Raw genomic sequence first — 16,645 nt, 5'->3', positions numbered from 1 at the left:
CACGGCCGGGGCGCGCCCGGGGCGGGAGGGGCCGTGCCAAGCTGAGCGGGTGCGCCTGACTCCCACCGAGCGGGACCGCCTCCTCCTGCGCAGCGCGGCCGAGCTGGCCCGGGCGCGCCGGGCCCGCGGCCTGCTGCTCAACGTGCCCGAGGCGATCGCGATCGTGGCCGACACCGTCTGCGAGGCGGCCCGCGACGGCCGCCGGCTCGCCGAGGCCGTGGCCGAGGGGCGCTCCGTGCTCACCCTCGCGGACGTCCTGCCCGGCGTGGCCGACGTGGTCGGCGAGGTGTCGGTGGAGGCGCTGTTCGACGACGGCAGCCGCCTGGCCGTGGTCACCGAGCCGTTCGGCGCCCCGGCGCCGGGCACGGGCCCCGGTGCGGTGCTGCCCGCCCGGGAGGCCGTGCCGGCGCCGCCGGGGCAGCGGGTGCGCGTGAGCGTGCGCAACACCGGCGCGGTGCCCGTGAGCGTCACCTCCCACTTCCACTTCTTCGAGGTCAACGCCCGCCTCGACTTCGACCGCGCCGCCGGCTACGGCCGCCGCCTCGACGTGCCCGCCGGTGCCGTCGTGCGCTTCACCCCGGGGGAGGTCGTCGAGGTGGACCTTGTCCCGTTCGGCGGCGAGCGCGTCGCGGTCGGCTTCGCGGGGCTCGTCGACGGGCCGCTGGACGCGCCGGGCGCACGGGAGGCGGCGCTGCGCCGCGCCGCGGCGGAGGGCTTCCTGGGCGTCCGGACGGGCGCGGCGGAGGGGGGTGCGTCGTGACCTGGGAGATCCCCGGCGCCGAGTACGCCGGTGCCTACGGGCCGACGACGGGCGACCGCATCCGCCTCGGCGACACCGGGCTGGTGGTGCGGGTGGAGTCCGACGCGCAGGCGGTGGGGGAGGAGTTCCTCGCCGGGTTCGCCAAGACGGCCCGCGACGGCCTGCTCCTCAAGGCGGCGTCGGTGCGCGAGACGTGCGACGTGGTCGTCTCCAACGTCGTCGTGATCGACGCGCTGCTGGGTGTGCGGAAGGTGTCCATCGGCATCCGGCGGGGGCGGATCTGCGCGATCGGCCGCGCCGGCAACCCGGACACGCTCGGCGGCGTGGACGTCGTCGTGGGCACCGGCACGGCGATCGTGTCGGGGGAGGGCCTCATCGCCACCGCCGGCGCGATCGACACCCACGTCCACGTGCTCTCCCCGCGGATCATGGAGGCGGCGCTCTCCTCGGGCGTCACGACGATCATCGGGCAGGAGTTCGGGCCGGTGTGGGGGGTGGGCGTCAACTCCCCGTGGGCGCTGCGCCATGCCTTCGACGCCTTCGACGCCTGGCCGGTCAACATCGGCTTCCTGGGGCGCGGCTCCAGCTCGCACCCGGCCCCGCTGGTCGAGGCGCTCGTCGAGGGCGGCGCGTGCGGGTTCAAGGTCCACGAGGACATGGGCGCCCACGCCCGGGCGCTGGACACCGCGCTGCGGGTCGCGGAGGACCACGACGTGCAGGTGGCGCTGCACACCGACGGCCTGAACGAGGCGCTGGCGGTGGAGGACACCCTCGCCGTGCTGGAGGGCCGCACGATCCACGCCTTCCACATCGAGGGCTGCGGCGGCGGGCACGTGCCGAACGTGCTGCGGATGGCGGGGGTCGGCAACGTCATCGGCTCCTCGACGAACCCGACCCTGCCGTTCGGCCGGGACGCGATCGCCGAGCACGAGGCCATGATCATGGCGGTGCACGGCCTGAAGCCGGACCTGCCCAGCGACGCGGTGATCGCCCGGGAGCGGATCCGGGCGGGGACGATGGGCGCGGAGGACGTGCTGCACGACCTGGGCGTCATCGGCATCACCTCCTCCGACGCGCAGGGCATGGGGCGCGCGGGGGAGACGGTGCGCCGGACGTTCGCGATGGCGGCGAAGATGCGCGACGAGCGGGGCCCGCTCGACGGCGACGCGGACAGCACGAGCGGCGGCGACGACAACTCCCGCGTGCTGCGCTACATCGCGAAGCTGACGGTGAACCCGGCCATCGCCCACGGCCTGTCGCACGAGGTCGGCTCGATCGAGGTCGGCAGGCTGGCGGACATCGTGCTGTGGCACCCGTCCTGGTTCGGGGCGAAGCCCCAGCTGGTGCTCAAGGCGGGCTTCCCGGCCTGGGGGGTGACCGGGGACCCGAACGCCGCGACCGACGCGTGCGAGCCGCTGGTGCTGGGTCCCCAGATCGGCGGGCACGGCGCGGCGGCCGCGGAGCTGTCGGTGGCGTTCACGAGCGCAGCGGCCGCCGAGGCCGGTTCCTCGTTGTCGGGCGTCCCGACGCGGCGGCGGCGGGTGGCGGTGCGCGGGACGCGGGGGATCGGCCCGGCCGACCTGGTGCGCAACTCCCGCACGGCGAGGACCGAGGTGGACCCGGCGACCGGTCGCGTCACCCTCGACGGGGAGCTCGTGGAGTCCCCGCCCGCCGAGCGCGTCGCACTCAGCCGCCTCTACCACCTCTGAGGAGGCCGCCGCGGGGCGCGGCGGGCTAGCGTGGCGGCATGCTGGTCGCGTTCTCCGTCGCCCCGTCCGGTGGCCAGGTGCCCGCGGGCGCCCCGGCCGACTCCGTCTCGGCCGCGGTGGCCGACGCCGTGCTCGTCGTGCGCGAGTCCGGCCTGCCGCACCGCACCGACGCGATGTTCACCACCCTCGAGGGCGAGTGGGACGAGTGCATGGACGTCGTGCGCCGCGCCTGCGAGGCGGTGGCCCGGCACGGCAGCCGGGTGTCGCTGGTGCTCAAGGCCGACATCCGCGCGGGCGCCACGGGGGAGCTGCAGGGCAAGCTCGACCGGCTCGAGGCGGCCGTCGAGCGGGTGAGCGGGGAGCCCGGCCGGGGGCAGTGACGGCACCTGCCCGGGCACGCCCGCGCGCGGTGGGTCAGGCGCGACCGCGTGCCCGGTCGAGGGACGCCCCGCCCGCTCCGGTGAGCGCGAGCGCCGCTCCGATGACGCCGAGGAGGACGGCGTGCTCGCCGTTGAGCCCTGACGGGGTGAGCAGGCCCTGCGGGGCGTGCACGAGGACCACGTAGAGCGCCATCTGCACGGCGAGGAGCGCCCCCGCGACGCGGGTGAGCAGCCCCGCGAGCAGCAGGACGCCGAGACCGATCTCGCCGCCGACGACGAGCCAGGTGACCAGGCCCGGCGCGGGGACGCCCATCCCGGCGACCATGCCCTGGACGCCGGCGATGCCGCCGAGCTTGGGCAGGCCGTGCAGCAGCATCAGGCCGCCGGCGGCGAGGCGCAGCAGCAGCGGGGCGTAGGCGGCGGTCCCGGTGATGGTCGGTGCGGTGGCGGTGGCACGGGTTGCGGTGCTCATGGCGGGCTCCTCGGGTCGGGTCCGGTGGCGGCCACCGGGCGGTCGTTGAGGACCGTAGTACATCTTTGAAGATGCAACTACTCCCAGGGAAGCGTGATCCGCACCGGGTGCGGAGGGCCGCGCGGGACAGGAGTTCACCCACCCCGCCCGCCGCGACGCCTGTCCCCGGGCGCGCCAGCGCCTATCCTCGTCAGCCGGCAGTACCTCATCCCGCCCCACCGGCGCCCGCCCGGTGGACCGCCGACGACCGGAGGAGCGCCGTGCACCGCGTCATCGCCTGGCTGCTCGTGCTCGCCGGTCTCGGCGGGCTCGTCGCCGGCGCGCTCCTGGCCACCGTCCTCCGGCCACCGCCGACGCTGGCCGCGGTCGCCGACCTCGGCGACCCGGGCGTCGCCGTCGTCAGCGCACCGGGCGTGCTGGAGCTGACCGGGCCGCGGGTGCGGGTCACCGCCGTGGCGGACGGCCGCGACGTCTTCCTCGGCGTCGCCCGCGAGTCGGAGGTGCGCGAGTGGCTGCAGGACGCGCACCACAGCGAGGTGACCGGTCTGACCGAGACCGGGACCGGGCACGTCCTGGGAGCCCGCACGGTGCCGGGGCGGGAGGCCGCCGACCCCCGCCTCGCCGACATCTGGATCGCGCAGTCCGCCGCCGCCGGCCGCGCCACCCTCGACTGGCCCCGCCGCCCCGGCCGCTACCTGGTCGTCGCCGCCACCGACGGCGTCGCCCCCGCTCCGGCCACCGTGCGGATGGAGTGGGCGCGGACCGGTGCTGCCGCCGAGCACGCCGCGGCCAGGCCGCTCGCCACCGCCGGCAGCGCCGCCCTCCTCCTGGGCCTCGCCCTGCTCCTGCTCCGGCGGCCGGCGCGCCCGCACAGGCCCCTGCGGGCCGGGCAGCGGCGTCGCCCTGCCGTCGCCTCCGGAAGGACCGTGATCGACGTGAGGGACCCCGCCGCCCGCCGCGCCGGCTCGACGGCACGGGGCCACCGCTCGTGACCGTCGCGCCCACCTCCCGCGCCCGCCGCGGAGCCGTCACCCGCGCGGGGGGCCTCCTCTCGACCGGTGTCCTGCTGGCCGGCTGCGCCCCGACGCCCGTGCCGCAGGCACAGGTGGAGACCGCCGCCCCCCGTCCGGTGGTGACGCCCGAGCAGGCGACCCGCATCTCGCAGGCGGCCGTCGAGGCGGTGGCCGACGCCGACGCCGCGGCGGACCCGGCGCTGCTGACGGAGCGCGTCGCCGGGCCGGAACTGGCGCTGCGCAGCGCCCGCTACGCCGCCGCCCGCGCCGGGGCCCCGGCCGGTCCGGCCTACGGCGCGGACGTCCTCGAACCCCTGTCCGCCTTCGTGCCCCGGCAGGAGGGCTGGCCGCGCTGGCTCATCACGGTGACGCAGCCGGGTCCGGACCGGCTGCCCTCGCTGGCGCTGCTGCGCTCGGAGTCGGCGCGGGAGCCGTACCGGCTGTGGGCGAGCCCGTCGCTGCTGTCGGGGGTGAGCCTGCAGCCGGCCGGATCGCCCGCCGCCGGGGTGGAGGCGGTCGACCCCGAGGGGGCGGCCGGGCTCGCCGCCGCGCCCTCGGAGGTGGCGCAGCGCTACGCCGACGTCCTGCTGCGGGGGCCGGACAGCCTGCACGCCGCCGAGTTCGCCGAGGACTCCTACCGCAGCGAGGTGGCGGTGGTGACCCGCGCCGACGCAGAGGCCGTGCGCGCCGCGGGGGGCACCTACGCGCAGGAGCGGGCCCTGGTGCCGGGATCGGTCGTGGCGGCGCGCACCGACGACGGCGGTGCGCTGGTGATGGCGGCCTACGACTGGTCGGTCACGCACTCGCTGCCGCCGGAGGCCGGAACCGGTCGCCTCGCCCCCGTCTTCGCCGCGCTCGCGGGCCGGGAGGCCGTGCGCGGCGCCACCCGCCGCTGGGTGGAGGTCATGGCCTTCGCCGTGCCGCCCGCGGGCTCCGGTCCCGTGCGGGTGGTGGCGGCCCAGCACGGCCCCGTCGCGGTCGAGGCGACCTGAGACCTCGCCGATCCGGCTGCGCGGGCCCGTGAGAGGCTTCCTGGTCGAGCGCCCGGACCCCGGGCACGGTCGGAAGGACTCGCGAAGATGACGCAGCGACCGACGCCCCCCGGCGGGGGGCTGAACCTGCGCGGTGCCGTGGACCTCTCGGCGCTCGCGGCACGCAGCTCCCGGCGGGAGCAGGCCGTGCGCCCGCCGGCCGGGCAGGACGCCGCCCCCGCCGACGCTGCCGCCGACGTGCTCGTCGTCGACGTCAACGAGGAGACCTTCGCCGACGTCGTCCAGCAGTCGGTCACCGTGCCCGTCGTCGTCAACCTGCACTCCGCGCGCTTCGCGGGCTCCGGCGAGCTGACGTCGGTGCTGCGCGAGGTGGTGGTGGCCCAGGGCGGGCGCCTGCTGCTCGCCAACGTCGACATGGACGCCCACCCCCGGCTGGCGCAGGCCTTCCAGACGGACTCCCCGCTCGTCGTGGCGGTCGTCCGCGGGCAGCCGGTCCCGCTGTTCCAGGGCCCCTACCCGCGCGAGCAGGTCGAGCAGGTCATCGCCGAGGTGCTGCGCGTGGCCGAGGCCAACGGCGTCACCGGCCGCATCGACGTGGCGGCTGGCGCGGAGACGGCGGGCGCACCGGCCGAGCCGCCCCTGCCGCCCCTGCACCTGGAGGCGCAGGAGGCCCTGGCCGCCGGGGACGTCGACACCGCGGCGGACGCCTACCAGCGCGCCCTGGCGAGCGACCCCCGCGACGACGAGGCGATCGCCGGCCTCGCCCGCGTGCGCCTGCTGCAGCGCACCCGCGGCGCGGACCTCGCGCAGGTGCGCCGCGCGGCGGCCGACGCCCCGGCCGACGTCCGCGCCCAGGCGCTGGCCGCCGACCTGGACGTGCTCGGCGGGCACGTGGAGGACGCCTTCAGCCGGCTCCTGCAGCTGGTGCGCAGCACCGGCGGGGACGAGCGGGAGGCGGCGCGGGCGCACCTGGTGGACCTGTTCACCGTGGTCGGTGCCGACGACGAGCGGGTCGCGAAGGCCCGCACCGCGCTGTCGCGGGCGCTGTTCTGACGCAGGGCTGAGGCTCCGCCCGCGGATCGGACCCGCGGGCGGCACCGGTGCGGACGGGCAGCTCGGCCGCCCGCATGGTCCGCGCGGCGGGGAAGGGGGGCGACCGCACCGGCCGCGGACATGGCGGCGCGCGGCAAGGGCCGGATCCTCGTCACCTCCTCGATCGCGGCGCGGATCCCCTCGGCCCACCAGGCCTTCTGCTCCGGTTCCAAGGCCTTCGTCCACGCCTTCGCCCGGTCGATCGGGGCGGAACCGGAGCAGGCCGGCGTCACCGTGACCGCCTTCATGCCCCGCCCCACCCACTCGGAGTTCTTCGACCGGGCGGACCTGACCGACAGCGCCCTGGGGGCGACGGAGCGCACGGACGACGCCGCCCAGGCCGCCGGGCAGGCCGTCGAGGCCCTGCTCGCGGGCGAGGACCACGTCGTGACGGGGGCGCTGACGACGGAGGTGAGCGCCGCGCCCGGCGTCCTGACTCCCGGCCGCACCGGGGCGAGGGCCCGGGGCAGGACCGCCCGGCCGGGCACCGCAGGGTGAGCCCAGCCGCCGCTCTTCCGGCGGAGAACGTGATCCGCGGGAAAACTTCTGCGCCTCGTGGGGTTTCAGTGACGGCGTTGTGACGTTAGGTTTGCGCCAGCCACCGGGGGGTGAGGACTCCTGACGTCCTCTCCGGACAGTCCCTCCCGGTGGGATGCTGAGGAGGATCCCCGTGCGGAGAACTCTGGCCCTGTCGGCTGCCGCCGTCACCGCATCGGCCGTGCTCATCCCCACCGCCCCGGCGATGGCGGTCGACGAGGTGAACACCAAGCGCCTGCGCAAGGCCGTCACCATCAACGGGATGCTGGCGCACCTGCGTGCGTTCCAGCGCATCGCGAACCAGAACGGCGGCACCCGGGCCTCGGGCACGCCCGGGTACGACCAGTCCGTGCAGTACGTCAAGCGCCGCCTCGAGATCGCCGGTTACGACGTGACCGTGCAGGCGTTCGACTTCCCGTTCTTCCAGGCCACGGCCGAGGCCGAGCTGGCGATGGTGACGCCGGAGGCGAAGACCTTCGAGACGGCCACGTTCGACTACTCCGGCAGCGGTGACGTCACCGCCGCCGTGCAGGGGGTCGACCTCACGTTCCCGCCGCCCGGTGCGGCGAACAGCACGACCAGCGGCTGCGAGGCATCGGACTTCGCCGGGTTCACCGCGGGCAACGTCGCCCTGATCCAGCGCGGGACCTGCCCGTTCGGGCTGAAGGCCGCCAACGCCGCCGCCGCCGGCGCCTCCGCCGTCATCATCTTCAACGAGGGCCAGGAGGGCCGCCAGGACGTCGTCAGCGGCACCCTCGGCGCCCCGGCAGACCTTCCCGTCGTCGGCATGAGCTACGCCGACGCGCAGGCCCTCAACGGCGCCGTCGAGCAGGGCCCCACCACGGTGCGCGTCTTCACCGAGACGATCTCCGAGGTCCGCGAGACCTACAACGTCCTCGCCGACTCCCGGACCGGCGACCCCGAGAAGACGATCGTCGTCGGGGCGCACCTGGACTCCGTCGCCGAGGGCCCGGGCATCAACGACAACGGCAGCGGAACCGCGGCGATCCTCGAGATCGCCGAGGAGATGGCCGAGCTGAACATCAAGAACAAGCAGCGCGTGCGGTTCGCGTTCTGGGGCGCGGAGGAGAAGGGCCTGCTCGGCGCCGAGCACTACGTCGAGCACCTCACCGACGACCAGCTCGGCGACATCTACGCCAACCTCAACTTCGACATGCTCGGCTCGCCGAACTACGTCCGCTTCGTCTACGACGGCAACGGCGACAGCAGCGAGGCCGCTCCCGAGGGCCCGCCCGGATCGGGGGAGATCGAGGACATCTTCACCAACTACTTCGACGCGCGGGACATGGCCACCGTCCCCACGGACTTCGACGGCCGGTCGGACTACGGCCCGTTCATCGCCGCGGGCATCCCCGCCGGTGGCCTCTTCAGCGGCGCCGAGGGCATCAAGACGGTGGAGCAGGCGGAGGTCTTCGGCGGCGAGGCGGGCGTGGCGTACGACCCGTGCTACCACGAGGCCTGCGACGACATCACGAACATCAGCACCAAGGCGCTCGGCGAGCTCGGTGACGCCGCCGCGCACGCCACGATGGTGATGGCCGTGAGCAGGACCGGTCTCTACGAGGACCTCAGCCGCCGGGCGAACCGGGCCCCCGCGGCCCAGAGCTACGACAGCGCGCACGGGCACCCGAGCAACTGAGCACCACGGCGCTCGCGCCGGCCGGTGGGGAAACCCGCCGACCGGCGCGACCCGTCGAGCGCGGGGAGCACCGCTGAGCGACGGCCGCCGAGGCCGCACGACGACGAAGGGGCCGGGTCCACCAGGACCCGGCCCCTTCGTCGCACCACCGCCGCGCGGCGGTGGCTGCCTCAGCCCTGCGCCCGCTCCGGCACCAGCCACAGCGCGCCCAGCGGCGGCACCCGCAGCGACGCCGACTGCGACCGGCCGTGCCACTCCACGTCCTCGGCCGTGACCGCGCCCATGTTGCCCACACCGGACCCGCCGTAACCCTCGGAGTCGGTGTTCAGCAGCTCCACCCAGCGACCACCCTCGGGCAGGCCCACCCGGTACTGCTCGTGCGGCATCCCGCTGAAGTTGATGATGCACACCAGCGGCGTGCCGTCCTTGGCCCAGCGGATGAACGAGACCACGTTGTGGTGCGTGTCGTTGGCGTCGATCCACTGGAACCCGCGGCCGTCGAAGTCCTGCTCCCACAGCGACGGGGACTTCTTGTACAGGGCGTTGAGGTCCCGCACGAGGGAGTGCATGCCGCGGTGCCACGGGGTGTCCAGCAGCCACCAGTCCAGCGACCGGCCCTCGGACCACTCCGACTCCTGGGCCATCTCCTGACCCATGAAGAGCAGCTGCTTGCCGGGGTGGGCCCACATGTAGGCCAGGTATGCACGCAGGTTCGCCAGCTGCTGCCAGCGGTCGCCCGGCATCTTGCGCAGCAGGGAGCCCTTGCCGTGCACGACCTCGTCGTGGGAGATCGGCAGCACGAACTGCTCGCTGAACGCGTACACCATGCTGAACGTCAGCTCGTGGTGGTGGTACTGGCGGTGCACCGGGTCCTGCGAGACGTAGTTGAGGGTGTCGTGCATCCACCCCATGTTCCACTTCAGGCCGAACCCGAGGCCGCCGGCGTAGGTGGGGCGCGTCACGCCCGGCCAGGCGGTGGACTCCTCGGCGATCATCATGATGCCGGGGACGCGCTTGTAGGCGGTGGCGTTCGTCTCCTGGAGGAAGCCGATGGCCTCCAGGTGCTCGCGCCCCCCGTACTGGTTGGGCGCCCACTGGCCCTCGGCCCGGGAGTAGTCCAGGTAGAGCATCGACGCCACGGCGTCGACCCGCAGGCCGTCGACGTGGAACTCCTCCAGCCAGTACAGGGCGTTGGCGACGAGGAAGTTGCGGACCTCGGTGCGGCCGTAGTCGAAGACCAGCGTGCCCCAGTCCATCTGCTCGCCGCGGCGGGGGTCCGGGTGCTCGTAGAGGGGCTGCCCGTCGAACTTGGCGAGGGCGAACTCGTCCTTGGGGAAGTGCGCGGGGACCCAGTCGAGGATGACGCCGATGCCCGCGGCGTGCAGCCGGTCGACGAGGTAGCGGAACTCGTCGGGCGAGCCGAACCGGGCGGTCGGTGCGTAGTAGGAGGTCACCTGGTAGCCCCAGGAACCACCGAAGGGGTGCTCCATGACGGGCAGGAGTTCGACGTGCGTGAAGCCGAGCTCGCTGACGTACTCCACGAGCTCCTCGGCGAGCTCCCGGTAACCGAGGCCCTGGCGCCAGGAGCCCAGGTGCACCTCGTAGATCGACACCGGGCCCGTGGTCGCGTCGTGCGCTGCGCGCTGCGCGATCCAGTCGCCGTCGTTCCACTCGTAGGAACTCTCGGTGACCACCGAGGCCGTCGCCGGGGGAACCTCCGTGGCCTGGGCCATCGGGTCGGCCTTCTGCCGCCAGTGACCGTCGCGGGCGAGGATCTCGAACTTGTACCGGGCACCCGCGTGCACGCCCGGCACGAACAGCTCCCACACGCCCGTCCCGCCGAGGGAGCGCATGGCGTGGGTGCGCCCGTCCCAGTGGTTGAAGTCACCGACGACGCGGACGGCCTGCGCGTTCGGCGCCCACACCGCGAACGCCGTGCCGACCACCTCGCCCATCGTCCCGTCGAAGCGGCGCACGTGGGCGCCGAGGACCTGCCACAGCTGCTCGTGGCGGCCTTCGCCGATGAGGTGCAGGTCGATCTCGCCGATCGTGGGCAGGAAGCGGTACGGCTCGTCGACGCGGACGGGGTCGGTGCCCTCGTAGCTGACCTCGAGGCGGTAGTCGGAGGCCTCCTCCAGCGGCAGGAGACCGCACCACACCCCCTCGCGCTCGTGCTCGAGCTCGGTGCGGGTGCCGTCCGCGAGGACGGCGGTCACCGTGCGGGCCAGGGGCTTCAGCGTGCGGATCGTCACGCCACCGGGACCGGGGTGCGCTCCGAGGACGGAGTGCGGGGCGTGGTGCGCCCCGGCAGCGACCCGGGCCAGCTCGTCAGCGTCGACCGGCAGAGCGTGGTGTGTCGTCGGCATGAGCGCCAGTCTGTCGCTGTCCGCCCGGGCTCGCCACAGCGGGTCACCGCGCCCGGGCCCCGCGGTGGGCGGCCCGGCCCGGGCGGGCGACCCCGCTCAGGCGAGCAGCCGCTCGACGGCGGACAGCGGGATGGGCAGCCAGTCGGGACGGTTGCGCGCCTCGTACACGACCTCGTACAGGGCCTTGTCCAGCTCCAGCGCCCGCAGCAGCAGCGCCGACGGGGTCCCGATGTCGCGGGGGTCCGTGCCGGTCACGTCGCTGTAGCCGTCGAGGAACGCCTCGCGGCTGGCGTCCGTCCAGGCCAGCGCCCGCGCGTGCAGGTCCGGGTCGTCGTGGCCCACGGCGGAGTGGCGCCCCGCGTAGTCGAAGGAGCGCAGCATCCCCGCCACGTCCCGCAGCGCCATCTCCGGGCCGCTGCGCTCGGCGAGGGGCCGCAGCGGCTCGCCCTCGAAGTCCAGCAGCACCCAGCCGCGTCCGGGGGTGTGCAGCACCTGGCCCAGGTGGTAGTCGCCGTGCACGCGCTGCAGGTCCGGGGCGTCGCGGACGGCGCGCACCGAGTCGGCCACCTCCCGCGCGCCCGGCCCGAACCTGCGCAGCTCGGAAACCTCGCTGGTCGCCCACGCCACCCGCGCGGCGAGGTCGTCGGCGAGCGCGCCGAGGCGCTCCGCGGTCGCGTGGGCGGTGGGCAGGACCGCGGCGAGCAGGGCGTGCACCTCCGCCGTGGCCCGGCCCAGCTCGCGGGCGTCGGCGGTGAAGTCGCGGTCGGCGTCCACCGCGGCGCACGCCACCCGCCACGCGTCCTCGCTGCCCGCCAGGAACTCCGTGACGAACGCCAGGTGGCCGGTGGCGCGCCCGCCGGGCGCGGCGGCGTCGGACCAGCCGCCCGCGAGCCAGCCGGCGGGGGCGGGCACCCGGGTGCAGCCGGCGTCGGCGAGGGCGCCCTGCACGACGACGTCGGGGTTGTCGCCGGCCTGCAGCACGCGGAAGACCTTCGCGATCAGGGGGGTGGCGCCGTCGGCCTCCACGATGATCGAGGTGTTGGACTGCTCCCCGCGAAGCACCCGGCTGCGCGCGTCGGAGGGGATCGGCAGCCCCTTGGCCGGGCGGACCCCGTGCACCGCGGTGCCCTCCGGCGCGCCGGCGGTGCCGCCGTCGGCGATCAGGCCCAGGAGCGCGTGCACGAAGGCGGCGTCGTGCGCCCCGTCGTAGACCCAGCCGGTGACGTCGCCGGAGGCGACCTCCCCGACCAGGGCTGACTCCAGCCCGGTCGCGGGGGAGGGGTGCACGGTCAGCGGCACCTGGTAGGTCGCGACCTGGGGACCGGACTCGCCCGCCCCGCCGCTGGAGGTGGTGACGAAGGCGAGGAGGACGCGGGCCGAGCCGGGCCCCGGCAGCGGCAGGACCTCGATGCCCGTCACGGACACGGCGCTGCCCTTGTGCGCGAACCAGCGCTGACGCGGCAGCCAGCCGGTGAGCAGGCCGGACAGGGCGTCCGCGCCCGGCCCGGCGACCTCACCGCTGCCGACCCGGCCGCTGCCCCCTTCGGCGTGGACGACGGAGGGGGTGGACTCGATGGCGGAGGTGCTCGTCTGCTCGGTCACCCGCCAGAAGCTATCGAGGTGCGGCGCGGTTCGCGCCCCGGCACCCCTTGCGGGGTGCCGGGCCTCAGCCCTGCAGCGGCTCCGGACGGTCGGGCGGGTCCAGGCGCAGCCAGTAGAAGTCGCGGGAGCCGAGGGTGAGGACGGTGCCCCCCTCGGCGTCCAGCGGCGGGAACGCCGCCCCGCCGAAGAGGTCGCGCACCCGGGCCCCCTCGTAGCCGGGGATCCGCAGACGCGCCGACTGGGGCGTGGCGGAGAGGTTGCTCACGCACAGCACCGTCTCGCCCGAACGGTCCGGCGCCGGGTCCAGCTCACGCAGGAACGCCAGGACGGCCTCGTTGTCGCAGGAGCCGTTGTCGTGGCGGGCGCCCTCGCCTTCCGCGGCCAGGGCCGACGCGTGCCGGCTCGTCAGCGCCCGGTAGCGGCCCAGGCCGAAGACCGGGTGCTGCCTGCGCACCGCGAGGATGCCGCGCACCCAGTGCAGCAGGGAGGACGACGTCGCCAGCTGCGCCTCGACGTTGACGGCCTGGTAGTTGTACACCAGCGACTGGACGGTCGGCAGGTACAGCTTCCCCGGATCGGCGGAGGAGAAGCCGGCGTTGCGGTCCGGCGTCCACTGCATCGGCGTCCGCACCGCGTCGCGGTCGTCCAGCCAGATGTTGTCGCCCATGCCGATCTCGTCGCCGTAGTAGAGGCACGGACTGCCCGGCAGCGACAGCAGGAGGGCGTGGATGAGCTCGATCTCCGAGCGGGAGCCGTCCAGCAGCGGCGCCAGCCGTCGGCGGATCCCGACGTTGGCGCGCATCCGGGGGTCCGGCGCATACCAGCCGTACATGGCCGCGCGCTCCTCCGTCGTCACCATCTCCAGCGTCAGCTCGTCGTGGTTGCGCAGGAACGTGCCCCACTGGCCCGAGGAGACGGGGATCTCCGGGGTCGCGGAGAGGATGTCGACGATGGGCGTGGCCCGCTCCTCGCGCAGGGCGTAGTAGAGCCGCGGCATCACGGGGAAGTGGAAGCACATGTGGCACTCCGGCTGCTCCTCGGTGCCGAAGTACTCCACCACGTCGAACGGCCACTGGTTGGCCTCCGCCAGCAGGACCCGCCCCGGGTACTCCTCGTCGACCATCCGCCGCAGCCGGCGCAGGAAGGCGTGCGTCTGCGGGAGGTTCTCGCTGTTGGTGCCCTCCTCCTCGAACAGGTACGGCACGGCGTCCAGGCGGAAGCCGTCGATGCCCATGTCCATCCAGAAGCGGACGGTGTCGAACATCGCCTCCTGCACGTCCGGGTTCTCGAAGTTGAGGTCCGGCTGGTGGCTGAAGAAGCGGTGCCAGAAGAACTGCCGGCGCACCGGGTCGAACGTCCAGTTCGACGTCTCCGTGTCGACGAAGATGATCCGCGCGTCGGTGTACTTCTGGTCCGTGTCGCTCCACACGTAGAAGTCGCCGTAGGGACCGTCCGGGTCGCTGCGGCTGGCCTGGAACCACGGGTGCTGGTCGCTGGTGTGGTTCATCACCAGGTCGACGACGATCCGGATGCCCCGCCGGTGCGCCTCGGTCACCAGCTGCTGGAACTCCGGCAGCGTCCCGAACTCCGGCAGCACGGCGCAGTAGTCCGAGATGTCGTAGCCGCCGTCGCGCAGCGGCGAGGCGTAGAACGGCGGCAGCCAGATGCAGTCGATCCCCAGCCACTGCAGGTAGTCCAGCCGGCCGAGCAGCCCGGCGAAGTCGCCGCTGCCCGAGCCGTTGGAGTCCGCGAACGCCCGGACCAGCGCCTCGTAGAAGACCGCCGACTTGTACCAGTGCGGATCGTTCTTCAGGCCGGGCCCCGCGACGTGGAGGTCCCCCACTCACCGCCTCCGGACGTGCAGGACGTGCGCCGGCTCCGTGTACGGGTCCAGCCGGACGTAGTTGTGCGCCCCCCACGTCCACGTCGCCCCGGTGAGGAGGTCCCGCACCTCGAAGGTGTCCTGCCAGTCCATGCCGAGGGAGGGCATGTCCAGGTGCACGGTCGTCTCCCGCGCGGCGTGCGGGTCGAGGTTCACGACGACGATGATCAGGTCCTCCTCGCCGTCCTGGTTGGCGGCCGGCACGAAGCGCCGGGAGTACGCGATGAAGTTCTCGTCGTCGCTGTTGTGGACGGTCGTGCCGCGCAGGACCTGCAGCGAGCGGTGCTCGCGGCGGATCTGGTTGAGCCGGCGCAGCAGCGGGGCCAGGCTGCGCCCCTCCCGCTCCGCGGCCGCGAAGTCGCGCGGGCGGTACTGGTACTTCTCGTTGTCGTTCTGCTCCTCCGCGCCCGGGCGCGCGACGTGCTCCACCAGCTCGTAGCCGGTGTAGATGCCCCAGGAGGGGGTCATCGTCGCCGCCAGGACGGCGCGCAGCTTGAAGACCGCCGGCCCGCCGTACTGCATCGCCGGGGTGAGGATGTCGTGGGTCGTCGGCCAGAAGTTCGGCCGCATGTAGTGCGCCGACTCCGTGGTGAGCTGCGTCAGGTACTCCCGCAGCTCCCAGGCGCTGTTGCGCCACGTGAAGTACGTGTAGGACTGCTGGAAGCCCACCTTCGCCAGGGTGTGCATCATCGCCGGCTTGGTGAACGCCTCGGAGAGGAAGACCACCTCCGGGTGGCGGCTGTTCACCTCGCCGATCAGCCACTCCCAGAACTGCACCGGCTTGGTGTGCGGGTTGTCCACCCGGAACAGCGTCACCCCGTGGGAGATCCACAGCTCGATCATCCGCAGGACCTCGTCGTAGATGCCCTGGGGGTCGTTGTCGAAGTTCAGCGGGTAGATGTCCTGGTACTTCTTCGGCGGGTTCTCCGCGTAGGCGATCGACCCGTCGGCCCGGGTGGTGAACCACTCCGGGTGCTCCTTCACCCACGGGTGGTCCGGCGCACACTGCAGCGCGATGTCGAGGGCGACCTCCAGCCCGTGGGCCCTCGCCTCCGCCACGAAGGCGTCGAAGTCCTCCATCGTGCCCAGGTCCGGGTGGATGGCGTCGTGCCCGCCCTCCTCCGCCCCGATCGCGTAGGGCGAGCCGGGGTCCAGGGGACCGGCGGTCAGGGTGTTGTTCGGGCCCTTGCGGTTGACGCGGCCGATCGGGTGGACGGGGGTGAGGTAGGCGACGTCGAAGCCCATCGCCGCGATCTCGGGCAGGCGCCTCGCGGCGGTGCGGAAGGTCCCGGAGCGCCAGCGCCCGGCCTCCTCGTCCCACTGCGCCCCCTCCGAGCGGGGGAAGAACTCGTACCAGGAGGAGAACAGCGCGCGCTCGCGCTCCACCCGCAGCCCGTACGTCGGTGAGGCCGTCACCGCGTCGCGCAGCGGCATGCGGGACAGCACCCGGTGCACCTCGGGGGCGATGCCCGCCGCCAGCCGGACCTCGTGGGGCCGGGAGTCGTCGCGCAGCGCCCGGACCGCGTCGGCCAGCACGCGGACGTCCGCGGCGGGGCGCTGCGGCATCGCCGCGGCGCGCTCCAGGACGCGGGCGCCCTCCTCCAGCATGAGCGCGGAGTCCACCCCGGCGCGCACCTTGATGGTCGCGTCGTGCTCCCACGTGCCGTACGGGTCGGACCAGCCCTCCACGCGCAGGCCCCAGTCGCCGGGGGCGTCGGGCGCCAGGACCGCCGAGTACCGGTCCGTGCCGGGGGCCAGCAGCTCCATCGGGGCCCACGCGCGGTCCGCGCCGTCCGGGCCCACCAGGACCGCGGTGGCCGCCACCGCGTCGTGGCCCTCGCGGAAGACGGTGGCCGTGATCGGCACGGGCTCACCCACGACGGCCTTCGCGGGCCAGCGGCCGCAGTCGACGACCGGGCCGACGTCGAGGACGGGGATCCGGCCCAGCTGGACCGGCCCCCGTGCGGAGGTGGTGGGACCCGCGTGCGCGGGCACGTCGGCACCGGCGGGGGTGTCGAGCTCCTCGGGGGCGTGCATGTCGGTCGGGGCCTCAGCGTTCCGCTCGCTCGCGCGGACGCTCGTGCTCTGGTCCTGTGCAGCGCTCACGCCAGGCAACCTACCGAGGCCCGGCGGACACGGCGCGTCGTCCCCGGGCGGGCCCCGCACCGACGCCGCGGCAC

Annotated in this window: 13 protein-coding genes; 8 read left to right on the top strand and 5 right to left on the bottom strand. The window is 74.5% G+C overall.

Translation table 11 applies throughout. The annotated features are described in order from the left end of the window. The first annotated feature begins 49 nt into the window (after nucleotides 1-49). Genes ureA through CLV92_RS01710 form a run of 3 tightly spaced genes read left to right on the top strand, consistent with a single transcriptional unit; the run spans nucleotide 50 to nucleotide 2,849 of the window. Nucleotides 50-760, top strand: coding sequence for an urease subunit gamma (gene ureA / locus CLV92_RS01720; RefSeq protein ID WP_104431023.1), 711 nt, complete (start codon nucleotides 50-52; stop codon nucleotides 758-760). After that, nucleotides 757-2,469 (top strand): urease subunit alpha, encoded by a 1,713-nt coding sequence (locus CLV92_RS01715; RefSeq protein ID WP_104431022.1) that lies wholly within the window; start codon nucleotides 757-759, stop codon nucleotides 2,467-2,469. The genes ureA and CLV92_RS01715 overlap by 4 nt, the downstream gene beginning before the upstream one ends. 38 nt (nucleotides 2,470-2,507) lie before the next feature. After that, nucleotides 2,508-2,849, top strand: a complete 342-nt coding sequence (locus CLV92_RS01710) for a thiamine-binding protein (protein WP_104431021.1) — start codon at nucleotides 2,508-2,510, stop codon at nucleotides 2,847-2,849. A 34-nt stretch (nucleotides 2,850-2,883) separates the two neighbouring features. Here the strand turns inward: CLV92_RS01710 and CLV92_RS01705 are convergent, their stop codons facing one another. Next, complete coding sequence (locus CLV92_RS01705) at nucleotides 2,884-3,321, bottom strand: DoxX family protein (RefSeq protein ID WP_158257093.1); 438 nt, start codon at nucleotides 3,319-3,321, stop codon at nucleotides 2,884-2,886. 260 nt (nucleotides 3,322-3,581) lie between these two features. Between CLV92_RS01705 and CLV92_RS01700 the strand changes: the two genes are divergently transcribed. From CLV92_RS01700 to CLV92_RS01680, 5 genes are all read left to right on the top strand, one after another. After that, the gene (locus CLV92_RS01700) at nucleotides 3,582-4,313 is read left to right on the top strand and encodes a hypothetical protein (protein WP_104431019.1); all 732 of its coding nucleotides are present in this window, start codon (nucleotides 3,582-3,584) and stop codon (nucleotides 4,311-4,313) included. Next, nucleotides 4,310-5,326 carry a DUF8094 domain-containing protein gene (locus CLV92_RS01695; RefSeq protein WP_104431018.1) on the top strand — a complete coding sequence of 339 codons (1,017 nt, stop codon included), beginning with the start codon at nucleotides 4,310-4,312 and terminating at the stop codon, nucleotides 5,324-5,326. The genes CLV92_RS01700 and CLV92_RS01695 overlap by 4 nt, the downstream gene beginning before the upstream one ends. A gap of 87 nt (nucleotides 5,327-5,413) precedes the next feature. Continuing rightward, entirely contained in the window at nucleotides 5,414-6,379 is a 966-nt protein-coding gene (locus tag CLV92_RS01690) for a co-chaperone YbbN (RefSeq protein WP_104431017.1), read from the top strand. 120 nt (nucleotides 6,380-6,499) lie between these two features. Continuing rightward, complete coding sequence (locus CLV92_RS01685) at nucleotides 6,500-6,916, top strand: SDR family NAD(P)-dependent oxidoreductase (RefSeq protein WP_104431016.1); 417 nt, start codon at nucleotides 6,500-6,502, stop codon at nucleotides 6,914-6,916. 172 nt (nucleotides 6,917-7,088) lie between these two features. Continuing rightward, the gene (locus CLV92_RS01680; RefSeq protein WP_211290761.1) at nucleotides 7,089-8,615 is read left to right on the top strand and encodes a M28 family metallopeptidase; all 1,527 of its coding nucleotides are present in this window, start codon (nucleotides 7,089-7,091) and stop codon (nucleotides 8,613-8,615) included. A 170-nt stretch (nucleotides 8,616-8,785) separates the two neighbouring features. Here the strand turns inward: CLV92_RS01680 and glgB are convergent, their stop codons facing one another. The 4 genes from glgB to CLV92_RS01660 form a co-directional block, all read right to left on the bottom strand. Continuing rightward, nucleotides 8,786-10,981, bottom strand: coding sequence for a 1,4-alpha-glucan branching protein GlgB (gene glgB, locus CLV92_RS01675; protein ID WP_104431014.1), 2,196 nt, complete (start codon nucleotides 10,979-10,981; stop codon nucleotides 8,786-8,788). Between the two features lie 96 nt (nucleotides 10,982-11,077). Next, nucleotides 11,078-12,583 carry a maltokinase N-terminal cap-like domain-containing protein gene (locus CLV92_RS01670; RefSeq protein ID WP_211290760.1) on the bottom strand — a complete coding sequence of 502 codons (1,506 nt, stop codon included), beginning with the start codon at nucleotides 12,581-12,583 and terminating at the stop codon, nucleotides 11,078-11,080. Nucleotides 12,584-12,647: 64 nt separating this feature from the next. Next, nucleotides 12,648-14,426 (bottom strand): maltose alpha-D-glucosyltransferase, encoded by a 1,779-nt coding sequence (treS, locus tag CLV92_RS01665; RefSeq protein WP_104431013.1) that lies wholly within the window; start codon nucleotides 14,424-14,426, stop codon nucleotides 12,648-12,650. Then, on the bottom strand, nucleotides 14,427-16,502 hold the full coding sequence (locus tag CLV92_RS01660; protein WP_104431277.1) for a maltotransferase domain-containing protein: 2,076 nt from the start codon (nucleotides 16,500-16,502) through the stop codon (nucleotides 14,427-14,429). It lies immediately after the preceding gene. Nucleotides 16,503-16,645: the final 143 nt, after the last annotated feature.

This window comes from Kineococcus xinjiangensis (assembly GCF_002934625.1).
Lineage (GTDB): Bacteria > Actinomycetota > Actinomycetes > Actinomycetales > Kineococcaceae > Kineococcus_A > Kineococcus_A xinjiangensis.
Note: the sequence above shows the minus strand (reverse complement) of the source record. Positions and strands in the feature narration are given on the sequence as shown.